Here is a 26,342-nt window from a genome sequence, read left to right on the forward strand (position 1 = left end):
GCGAAGAAGCCGTCATTCGACGAGCTCGCCGATCTCCATCCACCGCTCCTCGAGCGCTTCGCGCTCGGCATGTATGGCGCGCAACTGACCGTCCAGCTCGGTGGCTCGCACCGGGTCGGTCGCGGCCTCGACCAGGGCGGAGTGCAACTTCTCCTCCTGGGTCGCCAGCTTGCTCAGGCTTCGCTCGATCCGGGCCATCTCCTTGCGGGCCTCGCGTTGCTCAGCAGCGCTGCTGACCGGGCCGCGGCTCGTCGGCGCCGACGGTGCTGCGGCAGCGGATTGCTTTGCGGCAGCGTGCAATTCAAGGTATTGCTCGACACCGCCCGGCAGCTCGCGCAGCTTGCCGTCGCCGAGCAACGCGATCTGCCGGTCACACATCCGCTCCAGCAGGTAGCGGTCGTGCGACACCACGACGAGCGTGCCGGCCCAGCCGTCGAGCACGTCCTCCAGGGACGTCAACGTCTCGATGTCGAGGTCGTTGGTCGGCTCGTCCAGCAGCAGCACGTTGGGCTCGGTCATCAGCAGCCGCAGGATCTGCAACCGGCGACGCTCACCACCGGACAGGTCACCGACCCGCGTCTGCTGCCGCGGCCCGGAGAAGCCGAGTCGCTTCGCCAGCGAGGACGCCGAGACCTCCTTGCCGCCGAGCATGATGAAGCTCTTGACCTCGGTGATGGCGTCGATGACCCGCATGCCGTCGTACTTGTCGAGCTCGCGTACCTCCTGGGTCAGGAACGCCAGCTCGACGGTCCTGCCCTGCTTGCGCTTGCCCGCGTCCAACGGCCGGCTGCCCTCGATCGCCCGCAGCACGGTCGACTTGCCGGCACCGTTGACGCCGACGATGCCGGTCCGCTCCCCCGGCGCCAGGCGCCAGGTCTGCTTGTCCAGCAGCTTGCGATCACCCAGCTGCACGGTGGCGTCGATCAGGTCGATGACGTCCTTGCCGAGGCGCGTGGTCGCGAAGCGAACCAACTCCACCTCGTCGCGTGGGTCGGGCTCGTTCTTGATCAGCTCGTTCGCGGCGTCGATCCGGAAGCGCGGTTTCGAGGTGCGCGCCGGCGGCCCGCGGCGCAACCAGGCGAGTTCCTTGCGCAGCAGGTTCTGCCGCCGGTCCTCGGTCGCCGCCGCGATGCGCGCTCGCTCGTTCTTGGCCAGCACGTATGCCGCATAGCCGCCGTCATACTGCTCGACCCGGCCGTCGACGACCTCCCAGGTGCGATCGGCGACCGCGTCGAGGAACCACCGGTCGTGGGTGATCGTGACGAACGCGTTGTCCGGCCGCGCGCGGCGTTGCACCAGATGGTCGGCGAGCCACTGCACACCCTCCACGTCCAGGTGGTTGGTCGGCTCGTCCAGGAAGAGCAGGTCGGGATCGTCGATCAGCAGCTTCGCCAGCGCGATCCGCCGGCGCTCGCCGCCGGACTTGGTGCCGACGACCGCGTCCGGGCCGCCCATCGCGGTGAAACCGACTCCACCCAGCAGCCCGCCGAGGATGTCGCGCACCCGGGGGTCGCCCGCCCATTCGTGCTCGGCGCGATCGCCGAGCGTGGCGTCGCGCACCGTCGCCCCGGCGTCGAGTCGGTCGTCCTGACTGAGCATGCCCAGAGTCAGGCCGCCGACGTTCGTGACGCGTCCCGAATCGATCGGCTGCGTCCCGGCGAGCACCCGCAGCAGCGTCGACTTGCCACCGCCGTTGCGCCCGACGACGCCGATGCGGTCGCCGGTGCCGACACCGAGCGAGACACCGTCGAGCACTTGGTTGGTGCCGAGGGCAAGCGAAATGCTCTCAGCAGCAATGAGATTGGGCATCAGGTCACAATCGATCGAGTATGGCGGGAGGACGTGTCAGCGGGAGCGCACGTCATGCACGACGTGCGCTCCGTGCACCGGACCGGTGGCGCTGACGACTTCGTCGCAGATGGTGCTCGCGGTGAGTCCGACCATCAGGTCGAGTGCGGAGTTGCGGTCGGCGCAGAGGAAGGCGACGGTCGGGCCGGAGCCGGACACGAGCGCGGCGAGGGCACCGTTGTCGAGGCCGGTGGTCATGGTGTCGGTGAGCCGCGGCATCAACGAGCAGGCGGCATCCTGCAGGTCGTTGTGCAGGTTGTCGGCCAGCGCGTCGACGTCACCGGCCCGCAGCGCCGCCATCAGGTTCGAGTTCGGGGCCGGCTCGGGCACCACCTGCCCCTCGCGCAGCCGGTCGCACTCGGCATAGACCGCAGGCGTCGACAGGCCGTCGTGGTGCAACGCGAAGACCCACTCGAAGGTGCCCCTGCTGAGCACGGGCACCAGGTGCTCGCCGCGCTGCGAGCCGATCGCGGTGCCGCCCTCCAGCGCGAAGGGGACGTCGCTGCCCAATTCGGCCGCCATCTCCTGCAACTCGCGCGGGCTGAATCCCGTCTCCCAGAGCGCGTCGACCGCGACGAGCGCCGCGGCGGCGTCGGCGGAACCGCCCGCCATACCGCCGGCGACCGGGATGTTCTTGGCGACCTCGATCGCCAATTTCTCATCGGTGCCCACCCGGCGGGCGATCAGCCGGGCCGCACGCATCGCGAGATTGGTCCCGTCGTCCGGCACAACACCCGCACCCATGCCCGTGGTCGTCACCGACCAGCTCTCGGCCGGTCGCACCGTCACATGGTCGACCAGGTCGACAGCGTGGAAAACCGTTGACAGAGAATGATATCCGTCGTCCTCAAGCGGTCCGATGCGCAGCTCAAGGTTGACCTTGGCGGGCACCCGGACCGTGACCGGAGCCGAGGACGTCACTTCCATGCCCGTCACCCTATGCGTTCGTCAGTCGGCGGGTCGTGCCTCCCCGTCGACTGACTCACCTGTGCCGGATCCGGCGGACTCGTCCGCTGCTCCGCGATCGCCGCGAACTGCCCGATCGTGAGGCGTTCGCCGCGCAGCGACGGGTCGATGCCGGCTGCACGGAGCATCCGCTCGGCCTCGACCGGTGAGCCGGCCCACCCCGCGAGCGCCGCCCGCAACGTCTTGCGCCGTGCCGCGAAGGCCGCGTCCACACACGCGAAGACGTCCTTGCGAGCGGCGGTGGTTGTCGGCGGCTCGCGATGGGTCATCGACACCAGACCCGAGTCGACGTTCGGCGCCGGCCAAAAGACGTTGCGCCCGACACGGTCGGCGAGGCGCACGTCGGCATACCAGGCGGCCTTGACACTGGGGACGCCGTAGACCTTGTTGCCGGGTGTCGCGGCGAGCCGCTCGGCGACCTCCAGTTGCACCATGACCAGCACCCGGCGCAGCGTCGGAAAGCGCTCCAGGAAGGACAGCACCACCGGCACGGCCACGTTGTAGGGCAGGTTGGCGACCAGCGCGACGGGCTGCGGGTCGGGCAGCTCGGTCAGCGTCATCGCGTCCTGCTGCACGACGTCGAGCCGGCCGGCCAGCTGCGGCGCGAGGTCGCCGACCGTGAGCGGCAACTGCGTCGCCAGCCGCGGATCGATCTCGACCGCGGTCACGTGTGCGGCCGCCTCGAGCAGCGGAAGGGTCAGCGACCCCAGGCCGGGGCCGACCTCGACGACGCTCTCGTCGGGGCCGACCCCGGCCAGCCGCACGATCTTGCGCACCGTGTTGGGGTCGATGACGAAGTTCTGCCCCCACTGTTTGGTCGGCCGCAGCTCGAGGCGCTCGGCCAACGCGCGCACCCGTGGGGCGGTGAGCAGGGTCGCGGCGTCGTCGGTCACCCGCCCGACATTAGCCGCAATCGCTCAGCGGGCTGCCATCCGTCAGGACCGCAACGACGCGATGGGCGAGTAGTGGCTGGCGTCGCCCTTGCGGATCGAACTCCGCACGCCGTCCACGCTGACCGGCACCTCGCCGGCGAGGGTGATGCGGTGCAGCCGGCGGTGCTGCTGGTCGTCGTAGTCGTCGACCGCGTAGTGCTGGGTCGCCTGGTTGTCCCAGATGGCCAGGTCGCCCAGACGCCAGTTCCACCGGACGGTGTTGTCCAGCCGGATGACGTGCCGCTGCAGGAGCCGGAACAGGTCCCGCGAGTCGTCGCCCGACAGGCCGACGAAGTGCCGGACGAAGTGGCCCAGCAGCAGGGTGCGCTCGCCGGTGACCGGGTGGACACGCACCACGGGGTGCTCGGTCTCGAACTCGAGGTGCCGGAACTCCTCGCGGTATGCCGTCTCCTTGACATCGACACCACCGAGTCGCTTCTCGTCGTGCTCGGCGGCGTAGTCGTAGAGGTTCGAGTGGACCGCCCAGAGTCGGTCGACGAGCGCTTTGAGCGCCGGGTGGAGCTGTGCATAGGCGCGAGTCGTGTTGGCCCACACCGTTGTTCCGCCGTATGGCGGGAGCTCGATCGCCCGCAGCAGCGACGCCGACGGGATGCGGTCGACGAATGTCACGTCGGTGTGCCAACTGTTGGCCTTGCTGTGGTCGGAGTCGATCGGCAGCACGGCGTCACCGTCGCCGGAGACCGTCGGATGCGGTTTCGTCGGCGTGCCCAGCAGCGACGCGAACGCACGCTGGTCCGCGTCGTCGACGTGCTGGTCGCGGAAGAAGATCACCTGATGGGCTGCGAGCGCCTGCTTGATCTCGGCGATCTGTGCCGCGGGCACGTCGCCGCCGATCGTGACACCGCCGATCTGCGCTCCGATGTGTGCGCCGACCTGGCGCACGGTGATCTGGTCGTAGCCCGGCAGGGGCGCCGCATGGGTGGCGATGGTGTCGGTGGTGAGTGCGTCGAGCTGGATGGTCATGGTGTTCCCTTCTGATCTTTGCGGTGGTTGGGGTGTTCGGTGTTCCCGGGCTCAGGTGCGCCAGCGGGAGAAGCGGCGCTCGACGAGGACGAGCAGGTGGTTGAACGCCAGGCCGATGACCGAGATGGTGACGATGCCGGCATACATCTGCGGGATCTGGAAGTTGTTCTGCGAGGCGATGATCAGGTAGCCGAGACCGGCCTTGGCGCCGACGAATTCGCTGGTGACCAGGACGAGCATCGACACCGCGCCGGCCAGCCGGACGCCGGTGAAGATCGCCGGTGCCGCCGCGGGCAGGATCACCTTGAGGAAGAGCTTGCGGCTGGACAGCCCCAGCGACCGGGCCGACCGGATCAGCATCGGGTCGACGTCCCGGGCACCGCTGATGGTGTTGTAGAGGACGGTCCAGAAGCAGGCGTAGGCGATGATCATGATCTTGGAGAAGTCGCCGATGCCCAGGATCAGCGTGAACACCGGCAGCAGCGCAACGGCCGCGGTGTTGAGGAAGATGATCAGCAGCGGGTTGAGGATCTCCGACAGGGTGCGATACCAGGCGATCAGCAGGCCGAGCGGTATGCCGGTCACGATCGCGATCGCGAAACCGGCGAGCGACCGGTGCAGGCTCGCCGAGATGTCGGTCCACAGCACGCCGGAGCCGATGAGGTCACGCAGCGCCTGCAGCACCGAGGTGAACGGCGGCAGGAACGCCTCCTCCACCCAGCCCAGCTTCGGAGCGATCTGCCACAGGACGAGGAAGACGACGATCGCGATGCTGCGCTTGGCAACCTTCCCGGCGCCGCGCCCGATCGCTGCCACTCGACGCGGCCGGCGCCTGGGAAGCGGTATGACGGGGGCCGGCGCCGCCGAGTCGCGCTCGTCCGACAGCCGCGTCGCGCCGGTGGTGAGGGTCTGGCTCATGACGCCGCCCCCGCGATGGCGACGGTGTGCTGGCTTCGGGCGACCTCGTCCTGCAACAGCTTCCAGATCTCGTGCCGCTGCTCCACGAACGCAGGACTCGAGCGGCGGTCCTCGGCAGCTGCTGCTCCCGACGAGCCGGTGACGTGATCGGCGTCGTGGTGGCCGTCGTGCTGGATTTCGACGATCTCCTTGATCCGGCCCGGGCGCGACGTCATCACCGCGACGCGCTGACTCAGGTAGACCGCTTCCTCGATGGCGTGGGTGATGAAGACGATGGTGGTGCCGGTGCGCCGCCAGATCCCGAGCAGATCGTCCTGGAGCGCCTCGCGGGTCTGCGCGTCGAGCGCTGCATACGGCTCGTCCATGAGGAGCACACCCGGCTCGTACGCGAGGCTGCGGGCGATGGCGACCCGCTGCTTCATACCGCCGGACAGCTCGTGCGGGTAGCGGTCGGCGAACGCGGAGAGGCCGACGAGTTCCAGCATCTCGCGGGCCCGCTCGGCTCGCTCGCGACGCGGAATCCTCTTCTCCTCCAGGCCGAATTCGATGTTCGCCTGCGCCGTTCGCCACGGGAAGAGTGCGTACTGCTGGAAGACCACACCGCGGTCGAGCCCCGGCCCGGTGACGGGCCGGCCGTCGAGGGTGACCTCGCCGGTGGTCGGCGTGGTGAGCCCGGCGACGAGGTCGAGCAGCGTCGACTTCCCGCAACCACTGGGGCCGACCAGACTGATGAACTGTCCTGCCGGCACGTCGAGAGTCACGTCATCGAGGGCGACGAACCTGCCACCGGTGGCCCGGTCCGGGAAGGTCTGGGTGAGGTGCTTGATGCTGATGGCACTGGTCATGCGGTTCACTTCCCCGTCTTCGCGTAGGGGTTGAATTCGTTGGTGTAGAGCTTCGAAGAGGCGGGCACCGTCTGCACCGAGCCGGTCGCGAGCAGCCAGCTCTTCCAGTGGGCGAAGTCCTTGTCGGCGATCACGCCGTGCTGCGCAGGAATTCCCGAACTCAGCCAGTACTTGATGCTGGTGGTGTCCTCGTTGCTCCGCTTGCGCGCGTTGATGATCTTGGTGAACTCGGCGAGGACCTTCTTGCGAGGAGTGGTCGTCTCCCACTCGATCGCCCTGGCCACCCCCGCGGTGAACGCGCGGACGGCGTCCGGGTGCTTCTCGAGGAAGTCGGTCCGGAAGACGTACTGGCCGCCGTTGAACGGCCCGTACTCGTCCAGTTGGGTGAACAACGGGCGGATCCCGCCGTGTGCGAGGGCGAGCTGCTGGAACTGTCCGGAGAGCGACGCGACGTCGATCTGGTGGTGTCGCAGGGCGTTCTCGATGTTGGGCGGCGGCAACGGCACGAGCTCGACCTTCTTGATCTGCCCGGCCGACAGCCCGGCCGTGCGGAGCTGGTTGAAGATGTCCGCTTCGTTCTGGCCACCCAGGGTGTTGACGCCGACCTTCTTGCCGATCAGCTGCTTGGCGCTCGTGAGCGGGCTCCCCTTGAGGACGTAGTAGCCGGTGAACGACTTCGCGTCGCCGCCGTAGTAGTTGATGACCGCCTTGATCGGTGCACCGGAGCTGACCAGCTTCTCGACGGCGCCGCCGAACGCTCCACCGAAGTCGGTCTGGCCGGTCGCGGCGGACTGGATGTCCTGCGGGCCGCTGGTGGTGTTGCCGACCCAGTCGAGCTTGACCTTGCCGTCGAAGTAGCCGAGCGCGTCGGCCAGCTCCGGCAGCGTCACCTGATCGTTCCAGCCCTGGTAGCGCAACGCCGGGACACCGCCGCCGGCCGCTCCCCCGGAGGTGGTGCAGCCGGTCACGACTGCCGTCGCGGCGGCGGCCAGGACTGCGAGCACGAGGCGGGCGCGTTTCGGGCTGCGCAACCGGCCCACATGGTCTGTCGTGGAGGGGCGTTTCACGGGAATTTCCTTCGGATTGTTGGAGATCGGTATGCCGCGCTCAGTTGCCCGCGGCAAGGGGGAGGTCGGTGCGGTAGACGCTCTCGGGCCGCGACAGCCCGTAGTGGTCGCGCAAGGTGGCGCCGGAGTATTCGGTGCGGAACAGGCCGCGGTCCTGCAGGATCGGCACGACCTGGGAGATGAAGGCGTCGAGCAGCTGGGGGTAGAGCGGCGGCATCACGTTGAACCCGTCCGCCGCGCCGTTCTCGAACCACTCCTGGATGGTGTCGGCGATCTGCGTGGGCGTGCCGTGCACGACGTTGTGGCCGCGGCCGCCGGCGAGCCGGTGCAGCAGCTCGCGCAGTGTGGGGCGGTCCCGCTCGACGATGTTCGCGACGACCTGCTTGCGGCTGCGGCTGTTGTCGAGCACGCTCCCGGCACCGCCGAAGATCTCCGCCGGCACCCGCTCGTCGAGTTCGAGATGCCGAAGGGAGACGCCGGCGAACTTCTCCAGCTGGGTCAGGCCGAAGGCCGGGACCGTCAGGCTGTTGAAGTGGTCGTGGAGGTCCTTGGCCTCCTGTGCGGTGTCCGCGATGAACGGGCTGATGCCGGGCAGCACGAGCACTCCGTCGGGGTCGCGGCCCAGCGATCGGGCCTTGCCCTTGATGTCGGCGTAGAACGCCTGCGCATCACCGAGCGTCTGGTGCGCGGTGAAGATTGCCTCGGCGTTGCGCGCGGCGAAGGCACGACCCTCGTTCGACGAGCCGGCCTGGACGTAGACCGGCCGGCCCTGCGGTGAGCGCGGCGCGTTGAACGGCCCCTTGACCCTCAAATGCGTTCCGACGTGGTCGATCTCGTGCACCTTGGTGGTGTCGAGGTAGTCGCCCGAGGCGCGATCGGCGATGACGGCATCGTCCTCCCAGCTGTCCCAGAGCTTCGTGACGACGTCGATGAACTCCTGGGCGCGGCCGTAGCGTTCCTCGTTGCTCGGCACCGCCTCGAGTCCGAAGTTGCGGGCGGCGTCCTGGCTGAAGGTGGTCACGATGTTCCAGCCGGCGCGGCCGCCGGAGATCCGGTCGAGACTGGCGAAGAGCCGCGCGAGGTTGTACGGCTCGTAGAACGTCGTCGAGGCGGTGGAGATCAGCCCGATCTTCTCGGTCACCGTCGCGATGGCGGTCAGCAGCGTGATCGGTTCGAACTGGTTGCTCGGCCGGTGGCCGGTGCCGTACCAGGCCGGGCCGTCCGCGAGGAAGACCGCGTCGAGCTTCGCGGTCTCCGCCCGGCGGGCGATCTCCTGGTAGAACGCGATGTCGTCGATGCGATCCAGCGCGCTGTCCGGATGACGCCACGAGGCCTCGTGGTGACCGGTGTCGTGCAGGAAGGCGTTCAGGCGCAGTTGACGGTTGCGGGTCACGAGCACTCCTCGATGGCGAGCTAGAACGTTTATTTATTCTTTGAGTAACTTAGGGTTATGTCTCTGGGCGACCAAAGCGGTTGCCGCATCGTGGAAGGACACTCAGCCGACGCGGTCCAGGACCTGGATCCGCTTGCCCACCTCGGTCGCCGCATGCCGCAGCGGAGGCAGCACCCGCACCGCCAGTTCGTCGGTCAGCCGCTTGCTGCGCGCCCGCACCCCGAGCGCGGCGACGACGCCGCCGCTCCCCAGCACCGGCACGGCGATCTCGCGCACACCGTCGACCCGTTCCGCATCGGCGGAGGCGAATCCACGCCGCCGCACCTCGGCAAGCTGGGCGACCAGCTCGGCATACGAGGTGGAAGTCCGGGCGGTGAAGGACTCCAGCTCGCCGAGCCGGCGCACGGCCGCGGCGGGCCCCTCGGGGGAGAACGCCAGCAGCACCTTGCCCATCGCGGTCGCGTGCAACGGCTCGCGCTCGGCCGGCAGCTGGCACGCAGAATGCTCGACGGGCGGCCTCGCCGACGCGACCCGAACCACCGTCGAGCGACCCTGCACCCCCAGGCTCACGGCGAGCCCGACGCCGGCGGCCACGGCATACAGCTGCGGCATGACCTCATCGACTGCCGAGTCCGAGCGGTGTACGAGAGCCTGAACGCGCGGTCCGACCCGGTAGGCATCGGCATCCCGAACCAGGTAGCCATTGCGGCACAGCGCTCCCACGATCCGGTGCGTGGTGCTCAACGGCAGCCCCGACTCCGTGGCCAGGTCGGTCAGCCCCAGAGCCCTATCGCCCTCGAACCGGCCGAGGACCGCCAGCGCCCTGTCGATGGCCTGCGAGCCCGATCTGGTCGTGCCGGACATGGACTTCCTCACCGTTCGTCGCGTCGCGAAATGACGTGAGGGGCCCGCGGCCTCCGGCCGAGCCGACAACCGGAGCGCTGCGGGCACCATCGCGCTTATGGACTCCCCGGGCGTCGGGGTCCATCAGGTGGTCACCTGGAGCACCCCACCGCGATGGAGGGTTGCCGGACAGCAAGCCAGGGCTTGACGCTGTCGCTCGTCACCTGCGAAGAACATAACGCAATGTTTCTTCTCTCACAACCATGTGTCATGCACTACTAACCAAGTAGGCAAAGTGGAGTACGCACTCACCGTCAATCGGGACGCGCGCCGCCCCCATCATCGAGAGCCTGCGTCCATCGGTCGTGGTCGTCCCAGGTGTCGACGTCCCGCCATACATCGTCGACGGGCACGTCGACCAGTCGTAGCTCGCCGAGCAACGCGCGCATCGAGCGATTCGCCGGGTCACCGAGGGCTTGCGCGGCGGACCGGAGCGCACGCGACCGATATCGTCCGAGCAGCCACTGCCGCCGCCCTGCCGGCTCGGTCAGCACGACGCCGTCGGACTCCCCCGCGTCCGCCCCCAACAGCTGTATGGCGCGCACCGCGCCCGGCAGGTCGCAGGCGATCAGATAGGTCCACGGCGCCGGCTGCCGGATCGCGCGCAGCCCGGCGACCACTGCGGCAGCCGGTCCGGAGCCCGGCGGCTCCTCCACGACCCGGAGCGCCCGTGCGGGCAGCTCGGCCGACGTGCGACCGACCACGACGAGGGTCCGCGCATCACGCACAGCTTCCAGCGGTCGGGACACGAGCGACCGCCCGGCGAGTTGCACGGCGGCCTTGTCGACGCCACCCAGCCGGGATCCGGCCCCGCCGACCAGCACGATCGCGTCGAACGCGACGGGCTTGCTCACTTCTTCTGCAGCGTCGGCTTGTCCCAGCCACGCTGCGGCGCCCGCGAACCGGTGCCCTGGCCGGGTCGTGCGTCTCGCGAGCGATAGACGATGTAGGGCCGGGTGAGGTAGCCGACCGGCGCGCTGAAGACGTGGACCAGCCGGGTGAACGGCCACAGCGCGAAGAGCACCATCGCCACCAGGGCGTGCAGCTGGAAGCTCCACGGCGCATCAGCCATCAGGTCGGCGTCGGGACGGAAGGTCCAGACGCCACGGAACCACAGGCTCACCCCGTCGCGGTAGTTGTAGTCGCCGCCGACGTGGAAGAGACCGGATGCCAACGTGTTCCAGACCCCGAGCACGATGGCTGCGGCGAGGAAGACGTACATCACCTTGTCCATCTTCGTGGTCGCCGAGAAGACCGGCCCGGTGACCCGGCGCCGGTAGACCAGGATGACGAGGCCGGCGAGTGCGATGAGGCCGGCAGGGATGCCGCCGGCGAGCGCGATCACGTGGTACCAGTGCTCGGAGATGCCGAGTGCGTCGGTCCAGACCTTCGGGATCACCAGGCCGATGATGTGACCGCCCAGCACGCCGAGCATGCCGAAGTGGAACATCGGGCTGCCCCAGCGCAGCAGGTTGTTCTCGTAGAGCTGCGAGCTGCGGGTCGTCCAGCCGAACTTGTCGTAGCGGTAACGCCAGAAGTGCCCGACGATGAAGATCGCGAAGCACAGATAGGGCACGATCACCCAGAGGAAGAGAGCCATCAGGACACTCCTGTCTTCGGCATACCGAGATCGACCGGGGCCGGTCGAGGGTTGAGTCGCGGATCCAGGCTGTATGGCGAGTTGTCGATGCCGATCTCGATGCCCACGTCCTCCGAGGGCGGGCCTGCGGCGATCAGCTCGGCGAGTGCGATCTCGTCGTCCTCACCGAGCGACGGCAAGGTCGCACGGAGTGCGTCCAGCACTGGTAGCCAACGGGATTCGCGGCGCACCAATGCCCGATGCAGCAGCTCGACCCCGACGCGGTAGTGGTTGAGCAGCTTCCATGCCGCCTCTCGACTGGTGAACGCCCCGAACTCCAGCAGCACCGGCAGGAAGTCGGGCAGCTCACTGCTGTCATCGGCGAGCTCGACCCCTGCGTGCCGGTAGGCCTGCTTGAACTCCACGAGTTCCACGCCCCGTCGACGGGTGTCGCCGCTGCTGAAGTAGGTCAGGTGCAGGCTGCACTTGCGCGTCACGTCGAAGGTGTCGACGTAGTCGGCCTGCAGGTCGGCGAGTGGGATCGCCGAGGCGTCGTCCAGGAAACCCAGCAGCGGGCCGCCGATCTCCGGCGGCAGCTGTTGTGCAACCTCGCATACCGTCGAAAACCGTTGCGGCGCACCGTCATCGGGGTACTCCAGCAGTAGCGACACCGACTGCCAGGCAGCGGCCAGCACGTCGTCCGGCAGCTGCGCCCGCGTGCGACGGTGGCGGCTCCAGCGCAGAGATTTCATCGCTCGGGCTCCTGGTCTCGTGAGCTCGGGTCTCGATACGCTCCCCCGCTTCGCTCCTCCGCTACTCGACCCGCGGAACTTCGCTCCTCCGCTACTCGACCCGCGGAATCGGGGAAGAGTCCTTCCGGCATACCGCGGCCGTCCCAGTTGAGCAGGTTGACCCGGCCCGCCTTCGAGCCGCCGGTGACCAGCGTGTCGTGGTCGGAGGTCTGGCGTTCCTTGAGCATCCGGAAGTTCTCGATCGCGACCGGGGTGAGTGCGCCCTGCCCGGATCCCTCGCCGAACGGACTGCCCTGGTCGTAGTCGCCGACCGCGCAGTCGGTCGCCAATTCCTCCAACCCATGCGCTTGTTCGGCATGCGCCGTCGGTATGACGTAGCGCTCGTCATACTTCGCGATCGCCATCAGCCGGAACATTTCATACATGTCCTCGGCACTCATGCCGACGGACGCGGCGATCTCCTCGTCGGGCTCGCCACCGAGGTTGATGTCGCGCATGAAGGACCGCATCGCGGCCATCTTCCGCAGGACGGCATCGACCGTCGGAACGTCGCCGGCGGTGAAGAGATTGGCGAGGTATTCGACCGGGATCCGCAGGGCGTCGATCGCGGCGAAGAGATTGCCCCGGTCCTCGGCGTCGTAGCCGGTGTCCTTCACGACATCGACCACCGGCGAGAGCGGCGGGATGTACCAAACCATCGGCATGGTGCGGTATTCCGGGTGCAACGGCAGCGCGACCCGGTAGTCCATGATCAGCCGCCGGACCGGTGAGTTCTTGGCCGCCTCGATCCAGTCGCCGGGTATGCCGTCCGCCTCCGCAGCGCGTTGCACCTCCGGGTCGAACGGGTCGAGGAAACAGCCGACCTGCGCCTGGTAGAGATCCTGGTCGTTCTCGACCGACGCCGCCTCGAGGACCCGGTCCGCGTCATACAGCATGATGCCGATGTAGCGCAGCCGGCCGACACAGGTCTCCGCACACACCGTAGGGATGCCGACCTCGATCCGCGGGTAGCAGAACGTGCACTTCTCGGCCTTGCCGGTCTTGTGGTTGAAATAGACCTTCTTGTAAGGACATCCGCTGATGCACATGCGCCAGCCACGGCACTTGTCCTGGTCGATCAGGACGATGCCGTCCTCCTCGCGCTTGTAGATCGCACCGCTCGGGCAGGATGCCGCGCACGCCGGGTTGAGGCAGTGCTCGCAGATGCGCGGCAGGTAGAACATGAAGGTCTGCTCGAACTCGAACTTCACCTTGTCCTCGATGCCCTTGAGCATCGGGTCCTTGACGGCGTGCTCACCGGACCCGCCGAGGTCGTCGTCCCAGTTGCCGGACCATTCGACGTTCATCGGCTTGCCCGAGAGCAGCGAGTAGGGCCGTGCGACCGGATAGTTCCTGGTGACCGGCGACTCCAGCAACGTCTCGTAGTCGTAGCTCCACGGCTCGTAGTAGTCGCTGATGCTCGGCAGTTTGGGGTTGCTGAAGATCGTCGCGAGCTTCTTCAGCCGGTTGCCCGACTTGAGCGTGAGCCGGCCGCCCGGACGCCGCTGCCAGCCGCCCTTCCACTTGTCCTGGTCCTGCCAGCTGCGGGGATAGCCCAGACCCGGCCGGGTCTCGACGTTGTTGAACCAGACGTATTCCATGCCGGCCCGGTTGGTCCACGCCTGCTTGCACGTGACCGAGCAGGTGTGGCAGCCGATGCACTTGTCGAGGTTCATGACCATCGACATCTGCGCCATGACTCGCATCGCGAAAGCCCCTCTCCCTACTCGTATTCCACGGGTGTGGTGCGTTTGCGGATCATCGTGACCTCATCGCGGTTGCTCCCCGTGGGACCGACGTAGTTGAAGAAGTAGGACAGCTGCGCGTAACCACCGATCAGGTGGCTCGGCTTCATCATGATCCGGGTCATCGAGTTGTGGATGCCCCCGCGCTTCTTGTCCCGCTGGGTCAGCGGGACGTCGATCAACCGGTCCTGGGCGTGGTGCATGTAGACCGTCCCCTCCGGCATCCGGTGCGACACGATGGCGCGGCAGGCGACCACACCGTTGCGGTTGACCATCTCGACCCAATCGTTGTCGCGGATGCCGACCTTGGCGGCGTCCTTGTCGGAGATCCACACCGTCTGCCCGCCGCGGGACAGCGACAGCATGAAGAGGTTGTCCTGGTATTCGGAGTGGATCGACCACTTGTTGTGCGGCGTCAGATAGCGCACCGACACGCCCAGTTCGCCGGTCGCGCCGATCTCCGCCTCCCCGAAGAGCCGGGTCATGTCCAGCGGCGGCCGGTAGGTCGGCAGCGCCTCGCCCATCGCCAGCATCCAGTCGTGGTCGAGGTAGAAATGCTGTCGGCCGGTGAGGGTGTGGAACGGCTTGAGCCGCTCGATGTTGATGGTGAACGGGCTGTAACGACGGCCGCCGGTCTCCGAACCGGACCACTCCGGTGTCGTGATGACCGGCTGTGGCGCCTTTTGGGTGTCGGCGAAAGTGATTCTCCTGCCTTCACTTTCGGCCGCCAGGTCATGCATCTGATGCCCCGTGCGCTTCTCCTGGGTGCGGAACCCCTGGGTCGCCAGGTGCCCGTTCGTGGCACCGGAGAGCGCCAGGATCATCTGCGCGACGTCGACGTCGGTGTCCAGTCGCGGTCGTCCGGCGGCCGGGCCGGTCGCCACGAGTCCGTGCTCGCGGCCGAGCGACTCGAGCTCGGCCGAGACGTCATACGTGATGCCTTTGCAGGAGGTGCCGAGCGTGTCCAGCAACGGACCGATCGACGTCATCTTGTCGTAGACCGCGGTGTAGTCGCGTTCGACCGGGATCAGCGCCGGCATCGTCCTGCCGGGGATCGGATCGCACTCGCCGAGTTTCCAGTCGCGCACGATGCCGTGCGGCGTCGCCATCGCCTCAGGAGTGTCGTGCCACAGCGGCTTGGCGACCAGGTCGGTGCGCGTGCCTAGGTGGTCAACCGCCAACTGCGAGAAGCGCTTTGCGATCTCCTTCCATGCGTCCCAGTCCGTCTTGCTCTGCCACGGCGGGCTGATCGCCGGGTTGAACGAGTGGATGAAGGGGTGCATGTCGGTGGTGTTGATGTCGTGCTTCTCGTACCACGTCGCCGCCGGCAGCACGATGTCGGAGAAGAGCGTGGAGCTGGTCATCCGGAAGTCGATCGTCATCAGCAGGTCGAGCTTGCCGTCGACGATCTGGTCGGCCCACTCGATGTCCCGGGGACGCTGCTCCGGCGGCGCCTGGCGGGCGGTCACGGCACCCTCGGCCCCGAGCAGATGCTCGAGGAAGTATTCGTCGCCCTTGGCGCTGGAGCCCAACAGGTTCGAGCGCCACAGGGTCAGCACCCGGGGGTAGTTCTCGGGGTTCTCCGGGTCCTCGAGCGCGAACTTCAGCTCGCCGGACCGCAGCTTGTCGACCACCCAGTCCTTCACGTCGACACCGTCGGCCGCGGCCAGCTCCGGGATCTCGATCGAGCTCCGGTCGAAGGTCGGGTATGACGGTGACCAGCCCATCCGCGCGGACTTCAGCAGCAGATCCATGACGGTCTGTCCCGGGAAGGCACCCATGCCCGCGCCGAGCGTGTCGGCCACGAAGGTGTCGTAGCGGTATTGACCGGTGTGGACGTACCAATACGCCGTCTGGTTCATGTGTCGCGGCGGGCGGGACCAGTCGAGTGCGAACGCGGCGTGCTGGAAGCCCATCAGCGGGCGGACCTTCTCCTGACCGACGTAGTGCGCCCAGCCGCCGCCGTTGCGACCCTGACAGCCGGTGATCGTGGTGAGCATCAGCATGGCCCGGTAGACCAGATCGGAGTGATACCAGTGATTGGTGCCAGCACCCATCAGGATCATCGAACGGCCTTGCGTATCAACGGAATTGCGAGCGAACTCACGCGCGATCCGCGCGCACGCCTCCGCGGGGACGGACGTGATCTCCTCCTGCCAGGCCGGGGTGTACGGCACCCGGGGGTCGTCATACCCCTGCGGCCAGACCCCTGGCAGACCCGGTCGTCCGACGCCGTACTGCGCCAGCAGCAGGTCGAAGACCGTGGTGACCACGTGCTCCCCCACACGTAGGACGGGGACGCCGCGTTCCTCCAGCACCGCCTGGCCGCCGGGCGCGTCGAAACGTGGCAGCCGGACGGCGACCGACTCGGCGTCGTCGGACAGGCAGCTCAACTGTGGTCGCAGGCCCTCCAGGTCGAGGTTCCACTTGCCGATGCCCTCGTCGCCGAAGCGATGACCGAGTGTGCCGTTCGGGACCGCAGGGGCGCCGGTCGCAGTGTCGAGGACGACCGGTTTGAAGAGCGCGTTCTCGCTTGTCCGCGCAGGGTTTTCGAAGTCGGCCGCCACCAGGTTCTTGCCCGGCTTCCAGCTGCCGTCTGGCTGCTGCTCCAGCGTGATCAGGAACGGCAGGTCGGTGTATTTCTTCACGTAGTCGTCGAAGAAGTCGACGTGCCCGTCGACGAAGAACTCCCGCAGCACGACGTGTCCCATCGCCATCGCGAGCGCCGCATCGGTGCCCGGTGCCGGTGCCAGCCACTCGTCGGCGAACTTGACGTTCTCGGCGTAGTCGGGACTCATCACCACGACCTTCTGGCCGCGGTAGCGCGCCTCGGTCATCCAGTGCGCGTCCGGGGTGCGGGTGAGCGGCACGTTGGTGCCCCACATGATCAGGTAACCGGCGTCCCACCAGTCACCGGACTCGGGCACATCTGTCTGGTCACCGAAGATCTGCGGGCTGGCGACGGGGAGGTCGGCGTACCAGTCGTAGAAGCTGAGCATCGGTGCGCCGATGAGTTCGTTGAAGCGGGCGCCCGAGACGTAGCTGACCTGGGACATGGCCGGGATCGGTGAGAAGCCGGCGATCCGGTCCGGCCCGAAGCGCTTGATCGTGTAGACGTGGGCGGCGGCGATCATCTCCACGGCGTCCGCCCACGACGCACGCACCAGCCCGCCCTTGCCGCGGTCCTTCTTGTAGCGAGAAGCCTTTTCGGGATCCTGCACGATCGAGGCCCAGGCGAGCACCGGGTCGCCGTACTGGGCCCGCACCTCCTGGAACATCGTCAGCAGGGTCGCCCGGACGTAGGGGTAACGGACCCGGGTCGGTGAGTAGGTGTACCAACTGAACGCCGCACCGCGCGGGCAGCCGCGCGGCTCGTAGTCCGGCTTGTCGGCGCCGGTGCTCGGGTAGTCGGTCTGCTGCGCCTCCCAGGTGATGATGCCGTCCTTGACATAGACCTTCCACGAGCAGGAGCCGGTGCAGTTGACGCCGTGGGTGGACCGCACGACCTTGTCGTGGCTCCACCGGTCGCGGTAGAACGAGTCACCCTGGCGTCCGCCCTCGGCATACATCGTCCGGTGATCAGCGGAAACCGTCGCCCGGGTGAAGAACCGGCGGGTGCCGACCAGTGCGTCGGCGAGCGGGCTGTCCAGTCCTGTCATTGAAAGGCCTCCTGCGGACTCGATGCGGCAACAGATGCGGCAACAGTGGTGCGCCGTATGACGGTCAGGGTCAGGACCAGCGTGAGTGCTGCGCAGATGGCGAGCAGCCACATGCCGATGGCGTAGGACCGGGTGGCGCTGTAGATGTAGGCCATCACCAGTGGTGGTACGAAACCGCCGAGTCCGCCTGCGGCTCCGACCAGTCCGGTCACACCACCGACACGAGCCGGCTCGGTCACCTGCGCGATCAGCGCGAACGTCGCACCCGACGACGCACCGAGCGCAGCGGCCATGACCAGGAAGACGGGTGTGCCGAAGCCGCGCAACGGCGGCTCACCCGACGCGATCGCCGCACACACCGCAACCACGCCGAAGCAGGTAACGAGGACCGGGACCGAGCCGAGCCGGTCGGCGAGTGTGCCGCCGACCGGGCGCATGATCACCGCGATGACGACGAAGCCAGCCATCTTGTTCGCGGCGTCGGCCGCGCTGAGGGTGTAGGCGTTCTTCAGGTAGAGCGGCAGGAAGACCGAGAACGCAACGTAGCCACCGAATCCGATGGTGTAGAGCACGCCCGCCTGCCACGCGATCGGCAGCTTCGCCGTCGAGAGGAGCCGTTCGGCGAGCGGGGTCGTGGGCGCGATGCGACCCGGCGCATCCCGCATCACGAACCAGGCGACGACAGCGTAGACCGCCAGTGCGAGGGCCACGATGACGAAGGGTGTGGACTGTCCGTGCGCCTTGAAGATGTTGACGGTCGTGAGCGCACTGATCGCTGTGCCACCCATTCCGGCACCGAACACACCGATCGCCATACCGCGCTTCTCCGGCGGGAACCAGCCGTTGACGAACGGCACACCGACCGCGAAGGTCGTGCCTCCCAGGCCGAGGAACACACCGGCGACCAGCAACGCAGCGAACGAACTCTGCGCCCAGAAGCCGATGACCAGCACCGGGATGATCGTCACGGCGGAGATGAGCGGAAACATCACGCGGCCGCCGAACCTGTCGGTCAGCGCACCGGCAGGAATGCGGCCGATCGAACCGACGATCACGGGCACCGCGACCATCAGGCTGGCCTGGCTGGCGGTCAGCGGATGCCCGTCGGAGAACGGCAGGAAGCTCAGTTGCTTGTCGTATGCCGCCGCCCCGAGTTTGGCGCGGTCGGGGCTGAACAACGGGCCGAGCGGACTGATCAGCGCCCATGCCCAGAAATTGACGGCGAATCCGACTGTCACAATGGCGAGTTGCACCCACGGGCCACCCCGCGAGACGGGGGCCGGTGTCACGGTCGGCGATGGTGCAGTCATGTCACTCTCGTTTCACCCGGGGGCCGAATCGATGTGTCAGAAGCAGTCAACCACAAACTACTACCGCGCGTAGTAGTATTTCTCGCGAAGCGCGCATCCGGTTCCGGTCACTTCGCACCTCCTGACTCAACTATCGCGCAGTTGCCTGCAACTATTGGCGATTCGAGGCAAATCGTCCGACGACGCACCCGGCCGACGAACGACGAAACCGGGCCCCAGCCCCGAAAGGACTGTGGCCCGGTTATGAGTCGGGTGTCGCGGTCGCTGCTCAGGCAGCCCAGCCGCACTGCCACGGGCTGAGCCCGCGCGAGGCGTACACCTTGTTGGCGATGGTGATCTGCTGCTCACGGGTCGCCAGGTCGGCACGAGCGGCGAACTTGCCGCCGCCGGCACCCAGCCAGGTGCCGCTGTCGAACTGCAGTCCTCCGTAGTAGCCGTTGCCGGTGTTGATGTGCCAGTTGCCGGTCGACTCGCACTGTGCGATGCGGTCCCACATCGCGGCGCGCGACAGGTCCAGGCCGCCGGTGTTGGTGGCCTTCTGCGCCGAGTAGCTGATCGGCTTCGGCGCGGCCTTCTTGGTGCCGATGACGAGCACGCGGCTCACCGGCTGCTGCGTCACGACGCGCTTGACGAGGGTCGTGCGCGCAATGACCGAGCCCGCCAGCTGCTGCCGCCAGGTGGTGGTGGCCTTGCCCGGGGCGCCGTTGCGCGCCACGCGGGTCTTGCCGCTCGCGAGGGTCGCGTCGTACTTGCGCACGGTGTCGAAGCTCACGGTCTGAACGGTGGTCGCCAGCCGGGTGCGGACGGTCGGACGAGCCTGCTCGCGCGACACCTTCTGGGGGGTTGCGCGGGCGGTGTGCGTGACCTTCTTGGCGTGCTTCGTGGTCGACGGCGTCGCACTCGGGGTGGCCGAGGATGACGTGCTGGTCCGGGCGCTGATCGGGGCGCTGTTCGCACCGGTGCCGGCTCCGGCGTTGCAGGCGGTCAGTCCCACGCCGGCAACAACAGTGGTCGCTGCGATGGCAGCGGTTTTGGTCAGGCGGTAAGTCAAGGATTCTCCGATGTCGGGCTGTCCCGTCGAGCGGCGAGGCGCACGTCATCAGCCGATGGAAAATGCTGGTCCGTGCGGGCGAACGGCTCGTGCCTGGCTCGCCCGGCCGCGTCTCGCGCAGCCGTGTTCGAGATGCCTACTCTCGGGTTGAACTCAATTACCGTGACGCACGGACGACCCGAAGGTCAAATTTTGGTAACGATAGGCCCGTCACACTTGCATGTGACGTGGATCGCGTTATAAGCGCGGATCAGGTATAGGGCCGTTGCGGATGGTCATCCGGACCAGGGCCCGTAGACCTGCTCACTGTTGTCCGACAGCGCCTGGCACAGGGTGGGTACGTCGACCGCGAGCACGTCGGCCATCGCCCGCACCGTCAACGGGATGAGGTATGGCGAGTTGACCGCACCACGGTGCGGCGAAGGTGTCAGGTAGGGCGCGTCGGTCTCGACCAGCAGCCGCTCCAGCGGCACGATCGCGAGCGCATCGCGCAGGTCGCCGGCGTTCTTGAAGGTCACGGTGCCGGAGAAGGACAAGTAGTAGCCACGCTCCACGCACTGCCGCGCGAGGTTGATGTCACCCGAGAAGCAATGCATGACAGTGCTTTTCGGCGCGCCCTCCTCCTCGAGGATGCGCATCACGTCGTCGTGCGCGTCACGGTCGTGGATCTGCAGGGCCTTGTCGGTGCGCTTCGCCAGGTCGATGTGCCAGCGGAACGAATCCTGTTGCGCGGCAACGCCTTCCGGACCTGTGCGGAAGTAGTCCAGGCCGGTCTCGCCGATGACGCGCACGCGCGGATGGGCCGCGAGCTGCTCGATCTCGTCCCACGCGGCCGGCAGCTCGCCCGCATCGGCAAGCGTGGCCGCCTCGTTCGGGTGGACGGCGACGCCGCCGAGCATCTGAGGATGCCGGTCGATCTGCTCCACGGTGAAGCGGGCGGCCGGCAGGTCACAGCCGATCTGCACGACCCGGGTGACGCCGACGGACTTCGCCGCCGCCAGCACCGACTCGACGTCCGGCGGCTCGTTGCCGTCGCGTGAGATGTCGAGGTGGGTGTGGTTGTCCACCACCGGGATCGGCAGGGGTTGCGGCGCAGGCGGCGGCCCGGAGGGCCGGCTCTGGCGCTGCCCCTTCGTCATACGGCGAACGGGTCAGCGGGGTCGATCTCGTCCAGTTTCGCGAAGATCGGCGTCGGCTTGGCGACCGGCGCACCGACGCGCACCGGGCGTGACTCCCAGCGCGGTGTGCCGGCGTAGTCGCCGGTGATGATCGGATAGCCACGGCTGTCGTCGTCCAGGTCACTCACCTGTTCGATGCGCGGCATCGGCATGAATTCGCCTGTCGCACCGAAGACCCGGGCGACCTTGTTGCAGCTGTGCGGCAGGAACGGCGCCAGCATCGTGTTGAGATCGGTGATCGCCTGCGCCAGGGTGTGCAGCACCGTGCCGAGGCGCTCGCGCTGGTCGTCGCCCTTGAGCCGGAACGGCTCGGTGTCGGTGACGTACTTGTTGGCCAGCCGCACCAGTCGCATCACCTCGGCGATGGCGGCCTTCTGCCGTTGCGCCTCGAGCAGGCCACCGACCGTGCCGAAGCCCTCCGTGATCGCGCCGAGCAGCTCCTCGTCGATGGGCTCGAGCGCCGCGGGTGACGGCACCTCCCCGAAGTTCTTGGCGATCATCGACGCGGTGCGGTTGACCAGATTGCCCCAGCCGGCGACGAGTTCGTTGTTGTTGCGACTGACGAACTCCGGCCAGGTGAAGTCGCTGTCCTGGGTCTCCGGACCGGCCGCGCAGATGAAGTAGCGCAGCGCGTCCGCGCCATACCGGGCGATCATGTCCTGCACGTAGATGACGTTGCCGCGCGACGTGGAGAACTGCGCGCCGGACAGGTTGAGGAAGCCGGACGCGACGACCTCGGTCGGCAGGTTGAGCTCGCCGTACTCCCCCGGCTCACCGCCCTTGTCGCCCTTGCCCATGTAGCCGAGCAGCTCGGCCGGCCAGATCTGGGCGTGGAAGGTGATGTTGTCCTTGCCCTGGAAATAATAGGTTTTCGCGGCCGGGTCGTTCCACCACTCACGCCACCGCTCGGGCTCACCGACGCGCCGCGCCCACTCGATCGATGCCGACAGGTAGCCGATGACCGCGTCGAACCACACGTAGAACCGCTTGCTGTCCCAGCCCTCGACCGGGATCGGGATGCCCCAGTCGATGTCGCGAGTCATCGCGCGCGGATGCATGTCCTTGGCCAGGCCCTTGACGAAGTTGATCACGCCGGGACGCCAGGTTCCGGTCGCGTCGACCTCGTCCAGCCACTCCTGGAAGGCACCGGCCAGCGCGGGCAGGTCGAGGAAGAAGTGCTGGGTCTCGACGAACTCCGGCACTTCGCCGTTGATCTTGGACTTCGGGTTGATCAGATCCGACGGGTCCAGCTGGTTGCCGCAGTTGTCGCACTGGTCGCCGCGGGCCTCGGGGAATCCGCAGATGGGACAGGTGCCCTCGAGGTAGCGGTCGGGCAGCGTGCGGCCGGTCGACGGGCTGATCGCCGTCGTGGTCGTCTGCTCGATCATGTAGCCGTTGGCGTGGATCTGGGTGAAGAGGTTCTGGACGACCTGGTAGTGGTTGCGTGTCGTGGTCCGCGTGAAGAGGTCGTAGGACAGGCCGAGATCCAGCAGGTCCTGCGCGATGATCGCGTTGTACTTGTCGACGATCTCCTGGACGCCGATGCCCTCCTGGTCCGCGAGAACGAGGATCGGAGTGCCGTGCTCGTCGGTGCCGCTGACCATCAGCACGTCGTGGCCCGCCATACGCATGTAGCGACTGAAAACATCTGCGGGGACGCCGAACCCGGCGACATGGCCAATGTGGCGGGGCCCGTTGGTGTAGGGCCACGCGAGCGCAGACAGAACCTTCATGGTGAGCAATCCTAGGCGGGGGCGGGTCGCGCCCTCGACTCAGTTACCCGCGGCGGTGTTTGCGCACCCGCCACGGCACTGACACGATCCTGCGCAGTCGAAGGCTTCGGCTGCTGTTCGCTCGACCGTGGAGGTCTGGGATGTTCGCTGTGCTCACGGGTGCCGGGTTGTCGGCCGCCGCCGGACTGAATGCCTACATCCCGTTCCTGATGGTCGGGTTGCTGTCGCGGTTCACCGATGTGATCACCCTGCCGGGCGGGTGGCAGTGGATCGAGTCGTGGTGGGCGCTGGGCATCGGCACGTTGCTGCTGATCAGTGAGCTGGTGCTCGACAAGATCCCGGTCGTCGACAGCATCAACGACGTGGCGGGCACGGTCATCCGCCCGGCCACCGGCGGAATCATCGCAGCCGCAACGCAATCGGCCAGCGCGCTGGACCACTCGTCATTCCTGCAGGACCACGAATGGATCGCGTTCATCGGCGGGCTCGTCGTCGCGGGCGTGGTGCATGTCGGGAAGTCGACCGCCCGACCGGCGATCAACCTCGGCTCCGCCGGCTTCGGCGCACCGATCGTGTCGACCGCCGAGGACGTCTCGTCACTCGGCCTGTCGCTCATCGCGGTCTTCGTGCCGATCCTCGTGGTCGTCGCGCTGATCGTGCTGGCGTGGGTGTTGTGGAAGTACGCCCGCCGGATGCGCAGCTTCGCACGAAGGAGGCGGGATGCCGAGCACGCGACCTGATCGGCCGCAGTTCCTCGGCACCTGGTGGGAGAAGACGATCGCAGTGGTCGTGCTGATCGCCGGAGCGCTGCTGGTGCTGCAGTGGTGGCAGGGCCGGCAGCCCTCCGGACCCGCACGCCCCGGTATGGCGCCGGCGACGGTCGTGTCCGAAGATGCCACCAAGGACGGCCGGGCCGAGCTGACCGTGCGTTACTCCGTCGACGGCCACTCCCACAAACTCACGAAATCCGTTGATGCTGCTGCATTCTCGGCACAGGGCAAGGTCGCATGGGTGTGCTACGCACCGGGTGACGCCGGGGATGCGTCGATCCGGCTGCCGCAGGATCCGCTCTGCGGCCAGAAGTGACAGCCGTCAGCAGGACGGTGTCACGCGCTGCCGGTGATCCAGTTTCACCAGGGTGACGGTGCCGCGGCGCCATACCAGCGCGCCCTCGCGAATCAACTTGTCCTTGGCGCATTGCGGCACCTGGTAGAGCCACTTCGGCTTGCTGGTGAACATCACGTAGTCGACCGACGGGTGCTGGTCGGGGCGCAGTGAATAGGCGTCGTATGCCGGGACCAGGTAGGCACCGACGTCGGCCTGGGTCGCGACCCGCGCATCCTTGGGCAGGTGGTCGGCCGCGAGCGAGCGGATGTTCGTCACGACGGGAGCGGCCCGGAAGAGCGAGGCCGGCGCGACCGATCGGTCGGCCATCTCGGAGACGGCCAGGCCGAAACCGGCGAGCACTGCAACGCCGACCGTCGCTATCTCCCATACCGCCGGGCCTGGTTTCGATACGGGCTCGTTCCTCGCCCTACCCTTCGATACGCGCTCGTTCCTCGCGCTACTCAGGGCGGCGCTCAACCCGCGGTGGGAGGCGACGACGTCGACGAAGGCGAGCAGGCCGATCGGCCAGAGGATCACGTCGTAGTGGAAATCAAGCGCCCAGTAGTGGATGTTCGACGACACCGCACGCCACAGCAGGGTCGGTATGGCGAGCAGGGTGAGCTTCGAGCGCACGCCGACCACGAGAGCGAGCACGACATACATCAGCACCGGCAGCAGGCGCTGCGGGCTGAGGCTGTGATCCTCCGGGACGGGCAGCTTGTTGCTCTTGCCGATGCCGAAATACGCGAGATAGCCGGTGCCGCTGCCGGGCGCGAACGCGCCGATCACCAGCATCGCGGCGATCACGCCGGCGAAGCCGATCGCAGCCAGGATGAGTGGGCGGCGCCAGCCCTCGCTGCGGTACATCCACCACCAGCAACAGCCCGCGGCGAAGACCGTCAGCCCGAGATCCTCCTTGGTCAGCACCAGCCAGACGGCCGCCCCGACCGCCCAGCCGAAGCGGTGCTGCAGCAGCGCAATACACAGCACTGCCAATGCGATTGCGGCATACGCGACCTCGTGCACATCGAACATCGCGGTGGTCAGCACCGCGCGCGAGAAGATGCCGACGACTGCGATCAGCACCGCGACCTTCCAGCCCGCGCGACGCCGTGCGTAGCCGACGATCACCCCGAGCGCGGCACCGAGCAACACCGACTGGGTGATCAGCAGCGCGGGCGGCGTCGGCCAGATGCGCCATACGAGGCCCCAGGTCGCCAGCAGCGGGCTGAAGTGATCGCCCAGCAGCGACAGGCCGCGGATGTGCGAGACCGGCCAGTGCCCCCGCGACCAGGCGTCGGCGCCCTGCGCAAAGATCCCGAGGTCGTAGTCGGCGCTGTTGCCGGCGTTCCACCGGCCGAGCGCGAGCACCGCGAAGAAGACACTCGCCACGACCGCGGACCCGGCGCCGAGCAGCCACGCCGGTCGTCGGGTGTCGGGTGCCAACGAGGGTGTCGACGAGGGCGACAACGCGCGTGTCAACGAATCAGCGGTCGGTGATGGCTGCGTCATACAGCGCCTTCTTGGACAGCCCGGTCTGCTCGGCGATCTCGGCGCACACCGTCTTCAGCCGCTCCCCCGCCGCCACCCGCTCCTGTATGGCGGGCAGCACGTCGTCGACCGAGGTCGTCACGGCGGGTGCACCACTGACCACCACGGTGATCTCGCCGCGGGCGCCCTCGAGCGCCCACTCCGCCAGAGCGGCCAGTCCGTCGCGACGGACCTCCTCGTAGGTCTTGGTCAGCTCCCGGCATACGGCGGCGACCCGGTCACCCCCGAATGCGTCCGCCATCGCGGTCAGCATCTCGGCCAGCCGGTGCGGGGCCTCGAAGAAGACCATGGTGCGCTGCTCGGTGACCAGGCCGGCCAGCCGACGGGCGCGCTCGCCGGCCTTCCGGGGCAGGAATCCCTCGAAACAGAAGCGATCCGTCGGCAGCCCCGACACCGCGAGCGCCATCAGCACCGCGGACGGGCCGGGCACGCAGGTCACCCGCACACCCGCCTCGACGCAGGCGTTGGCCAACCGGTAGCCGGGATCGGACACGGACGGCATACCCGCGTCGGTGACCAGCACGATGCGGGCACCGCCACGCAGCTGCTCGAGCAGCTCCGGGGTGCGGGCGCGTTCGTTGTGCTCGTGATAGCTCAGGACCCGGCCGTTCGGCGTCACCGCGAGCTCGTCCAGCAGGCGCCGCAACCGGCGGGTGTCCTCCGCGGCCACGACATCCGCGCCGGCCAGCTCGGTCGCCAGTCGTGGGGCGGCGTCGCGCGGGTCCCCGATCGGAGTCGCAGCCAGCACCAGCACACCCTCGCTCATGCCCGGCAGTCTCGCA

At 67.8% G+C, this 26,342-nt stretch carries 22 protein-coding genes and 1 riboswitch; of the genes, 2 read left to right on the forward strand and 20 right to left on the reverse strand.

Annotated elements, in window-relative coordinates:
* Positions 1-12: 12 nt before the first annotated feature.
* The 18 genes from VG502_RS18285 to metG all read right to left on the reverse strand — a co-directional run bounded on the left by VG502_RS18285 (position 13) and on the right by metG (position 22,902).
* The gene (locus tag VG502_RS18285; RefSeq protein ID WP_325551521.1) at positions 13-1,809 is read right to left on the reverse strand and encodes an ABC-F family ATP-binding cassette domain-containing protein; all 1,797 of its coding nucleotides are present in this window, start codon (positions 1,807-1,809) and stop codon (positions 13-15) included.
* A gap of 36 nt (positions 1,810-1,845) precedes the next feature.
* A complete protein-coding gene (locus VG502_RS18290; RefSeq protein ID WP_325551522.1) occupies positions 1,846-2,775 on the reverse strand; it encodes a 4-(cytidine 5'-diphospho)-2-C-methyl-D-erythritol kinase in 930 nt (309 codons plus the stop codon).
* Between the two features lie 5 nt (positions 2,776-2,780).
* Positions 2,781-3,707, reverse strand: a complete 927-nt coding sequence (rsmA, locus tag VG502_RS18295) for a 16S rRNA (adenine(1518)-N(6)/adenine(1519)-N(6))-dimethyltransferase RsmA (protein WP_325551523.1) — start codon at positions 3,705-3,707, stop codon at positions 2,781-2,783.
* Between the two features lie 42 nt (positions 3,708-3,749).
* Entirely contained in the window at positions 3,750-4,730 is a 981-nt protein-coding gene (locus VG502_RS18300) for a TauD/TfdA dioxygenase family protein (protein ID WP_325551524.1), read from the reverse strand.
* Positions 4,731-4,781: 51 nt separating this feature from the next.
* Positions 4,782-5,648, reverse strand: a complete 867-nt coding sequence (locus tag VG502_RS18305; RefSeq protein ID WP_325551525.1) for an ABC transporter permease — start codon at positions 5,646-5,648, stop codon at positions 4,782-4,784.
* A complete protein-coding gene (locus VG502_RS18310) occupies positions 5,645-6,493 on the reverse strand; it encodes an ABC transporter ATP-binding protein (RefSeq protein ID WP_325551526.1) in 849 nt (282 codons plus the stop codon). The genes VG502_RS18305 and VG502_RS18310 overlap by 4 nt, the downstream gene beginning before the upstream one ends.
* Positions 6,494-6,498: 5 nt before the next feature.
* Complete coding sequence (locus tag VG502_RS18315) at positions 6,499-7,560, reverse strand: ABC transporter substrate-binding protein (protein WP_325551527.1); 1,062 nt, start codon at positions 7,558-7,560, stop codon at positions 6,499-6,501.
* Positions 7,561-7,600: 40 nt separating this feature from the next.
* Complete coding sequence (locus tag VG502_RS18320) at positions 7,601-8,953, reverse strand: LLM class flavin-dependent oxidoreductase (protein ID WP_325551528.1); 1,353 nt, start codon at positions 8,951-8,953, stop codon at positions 7,601-7,603.
* A 102-nt stretch (positions 8,954-9,055) separates the two neighbouring features.
* Positions 9,056-9,817: an IclR family transcriptional regulator gene (locus VG502_RS18325; RefSeq protein WP_325551529.1), complete on the reverse strand. Its 762-nt coding sequence runs from the start codon at positions 9,815-9,817 to the stop codon at positions 9,056-9,058.
* An 86-nt stretch (positions 9,818-9,903) separates the two neighbouring features.
* Positions 9,904-10,021: riboswitch (SAM riboswitch) on the reverse strand.
* Between the two features lie 89 nt (positions 10,022-10,110).
* Positions 10,111-10,710, reverse strand: a complete 600-nt coding sequence (gene mobA / locus VG502_RS18330; protein ID WP_325551530.1) for a molybdenum cofactor guanylyltransferase — start codon at positions 10,708-10,710, stop codon at positions 10,111-10,113.
* Positions 10,707-11,456: a respiratory nitrate reductase subunit gamma gene (narI, locus tag VG502_RS18335; RefSeq protein WP_325551531.1), complete on the reverse strand. Its 750-nt coding sequence runs from the start codon at positions 11,454-11,456 to the stop codon at positions 10,707-10,709. The genes mobA and narI overlap by 4 nt, the downstream gene beginning before the upstream one ends.
* Positions 11,456-12,187 carry a nitrate reductase molybdenum cofactor assembly chaperone gene (narJ, locus tag VG502_RS18340; protein ID WP_325551532.1) on the reverse strand — a complete coding sequence of 244 codons (732 nt, stop codon included), beginning with the start codon at positions 12,185-12,187 and terminating at the stop codon, positions 11,456-11,458. Before narJ ends, narI begins: the two co-directional genes overlap by 1 nt.
* Complete coding sequence (narH, locus tag VG502_RS18345; RefSeq protein WP_325551533.1) at positions 12,184-13,932, reverse strand: nitrate reductase subunit beta; 1,749 nt, start codon at positions 13,930-13,932, stop codon at positions 12,184-12,186. Before narH ends, narJ begins: the two co-directional genes overlap by 4 nt.
* A gap of 17 nt (positions 13,933-13,949) precedes the next feature.
* Positions 13,950-17,630 (reverse strand): nitrate reductase subunit alpha, encoded by a 3,681-nt coding sequence (locus VG502_RS18350; protein ID WP_325551534.1) that lies wholly within the window; start codon positions 17,628-17,630, stop codon positions 13,950-13,952.
* Entirely contained in the window at positions 17,627-18,940 is a 1,314-nt protein-coding gene (locus VG502_RS18355) for an MFS transporter (protein ID WP_325551535.1), read from the reverse strand. The genes VG502_RS18350 and VG502_RS18355 overlap by 4 nt, the downstream gene beginning before the upstream one ends.
* Positions 18,941-19,208: 268 nt before the next feature.
* Positions 19,209-19,991, reverse strand: coding sequence for a resuscitation-promoting factor (locus tag VG502_RS18360; RefSeq protein WP_325551536.1), 783 nt, complete (start codon positions 19,989-19,991; stop codon positions 19,209-19,211).
* 275 nt (positions 19,992-20,266) lie between these two features.
* Complete coding sequence (locus VG502_RS18365; RefSeq protein ID WP_325551537.1) at positions 20,267-21,130, reverse strand: TatD family hydrolase; 864 nt, start codon at positions 21,128-21,130, stop codon at positions 20,267-20,269.
* The gene (gene metG, locus VG502_RS18370; RefSeq protein WP_325551538.1) at positions 21,127-22,902 is read right to left on the reverse strand and encodes a methionine--tRNA ligase; all 1,776 of its coding nucleotides are present in this window, start codon (positions 22,900-22,902) and stop codon (positions 21,127-21,129) included. The genes VG502_RS18365 and metG overlap by 4 nt, the downstream gene beginning before the upstream one ends.
* A 140-nt stretch (positions 22,903-23,042) precedes the next feature.
* Here metG and VG502_RS18375 point away from each other — a divergent pair, with 140 nt between their 5' ends.
* Both VG502_RS18375 and VG502_RS18380 read left to right on the forward strand, forming a co-directional pair.
* On the forward strand, positions 23,043-23,642 hold the full coding sequence (locus tag VG502_RS18375; protein ID WP_325551539.1) for a DUF4126 domain-containing protein: 600 nt from the start codon (positions 23,043-23,045) through the stop codon (positions 23,640-23,642).
* The gene (locus tag VG502_RS18380) at positions 23,623-23,988 is read left to right on the forward strand and encodes a hypothetical protein (protein ID WP_325551540.1); all 366 of its coding nucleotides are present in this window, start codon (positions 23,623-23,625) and stop codon (positions 23,986-23,988) included. The genes VG502_RS18375 and VG502_RS18380 overlap by 20 nt, the downstream gene beginning before the upstream one ends.
* Before the next feature lie 6 nt (positions 23,989-23,994).
* Here VG502_RS18380 and VG502_RS18385 read toward each other — a convergent pair whose 3' ends face one another.
* Positions 23,995-25,521 (reverse strand): DUF2079 domain-containing protein, encoded by a 1,527-nt coding sequence (locus VG502_RS18385; RefSeq protein ID WP_325551541.1) that lies wholly within the window; start codon positions 25,519-25,521, stop codon positions 23,995-23,997.
* Positions 25,496-26,326, reverse strand: coding sequence for a 16S rRNA (cytidine(1402)-2'-O)-methyltransferase (rsmI, locus tag VG502_RS18390; protein ID WP_325551542.1), 831 nt, complete (start codon positions 26,324-26,326; stop codon positions 25,496-25,498). Before rsmI ends, VG502_RS18385 begins: the two co-directional genes overlap by 26 nt.
* Positions 26,327-26,342: the final 16 nt, after the last annotated feature.

The organism is Flexivirga sp. (assembly GCF_035551235.1).
GTDB lineage: Bacteria > Actinomycetota > Actinomycetes > Actinomycetales > Dermatophilaceae > Flexivirga.

Bases quoted from the DNA above. Each gene is read 5' to 3' on its own strand.
- VG502_RS18355 (WP_325551535.1), bottom strand. From the start codon at position 18,940: ATGACTGCACCATCGCCGACCGTGACACCGGCCCCCGTCTCGCGGGGT.
- rsmI (WP_325551542.1), bottom strand. From the start codon at position 26,326: ATGAGCGAGGGTGTGCTGGTGCTGGCTGCGACTCCGATCGGGGACCCG.
- narJ (WP_325551532.1), bottom strand. From the start codon at position 12,187: ATGAAATCTCTGCGCTGGAGCCGCCACCGTCGCACGCGGGCGCAGCTG.
- VG502_RS18300 (WP_325551524.1), bottom strand. From the start codon at position 4,730: ATGACCATCCAGCTCGACGCACTCACCACCGACACCATCGCCACCCAT.
- VG502_RS18385 (WP_325551541.1), bottom strand. From the start codon at position 25,521: ATGACGCAGCCATCACCGACCGCTGATTCGTTGACACGCGCGTTGTCG.
- VG502_RS18290 (WP_325551522.1), bottom strand. From the start codon at position 2,775: ATGGAAGTGACGTCCTCGGCTCCGGTCACGGTCCGGGTGCCCGCCAAG.
- VG502_RS18325 (WP_325551529.1), bottom strand. From the start codon at position 9,817: ATGTCCGGCACGACCAGATCGGGCTCGCAGGCCATCGACAGGGCGCTG.
- VG502_RS18310 (WP_325551526.1), bottom strand. From the start codon at position 6,493: ATGACCAGTGCCATCAGCATCAAGCACCTCACCCAGACCTTCCCGGAC.
- VG502_RS18350 (WP_325551534.1), bottom strand. From the start codon at position 17,630: ATGACAGGACTGGACAGCCCGCTCGCCGACGCACTGGTCGGCACCCGC.
- metG (WP_325551538.1), bottom strand. From the start codon at position 22,902: ATGAAGGTTCTGTCTGCGCTCGCGTGGCCCTACACCAACGGGCCCCGC.
- VG502_RS18375 (WP_325551539.1), top strand. From the start codon at position 23,043: ATGTTCGCTGTGCTCACGGGTGCCGGGTTGTCGGCCGCCGCCGGACTG.
- VG502_RS18305 (WP_325551525.1), bottom strand. From the start codon at position 5,648: ATGAGCCAGACCCTCACCACCGGCGCGACGCGGCTGTCGGACGAGCGC.
- VG502_RS18285 (WP_325551521.1), bottom strand. From the start codon at position 1,809: ATGCCCAATCTCATTGCTGCTGAGAGCATTTCGCTTGCCCTCGGCACC.
- narI (WP_325551531.1), bottom strand. From the start codon at position 11,456: ATGGCTCTCTTCCTCTGGGTGATCGTGCCCTATCTGTGCTTCGCGATC.
- VG502_RS18380 (WP_325551540.1), top strand. From the start codon at position 23,623: ATGCCGAGCACGCGACCTGATCGGCCGCAGTTCCTCGGCACCTGGTGG.
- VG502_RS18365 (WP_325551537.1), bottom strand. From the start codon at position 21,130: ATGACGAAGGGGCAGCGCCAGAGCCGGCCCTCCGGGCCGCCGCCTGCG.
- narH (WP_325551533.1), bottom strand. From the start codon at position 13,932: ATGCGAGTCATGGCGCAGATGTCGATGGTCATGAACCTCGACAAGTGC.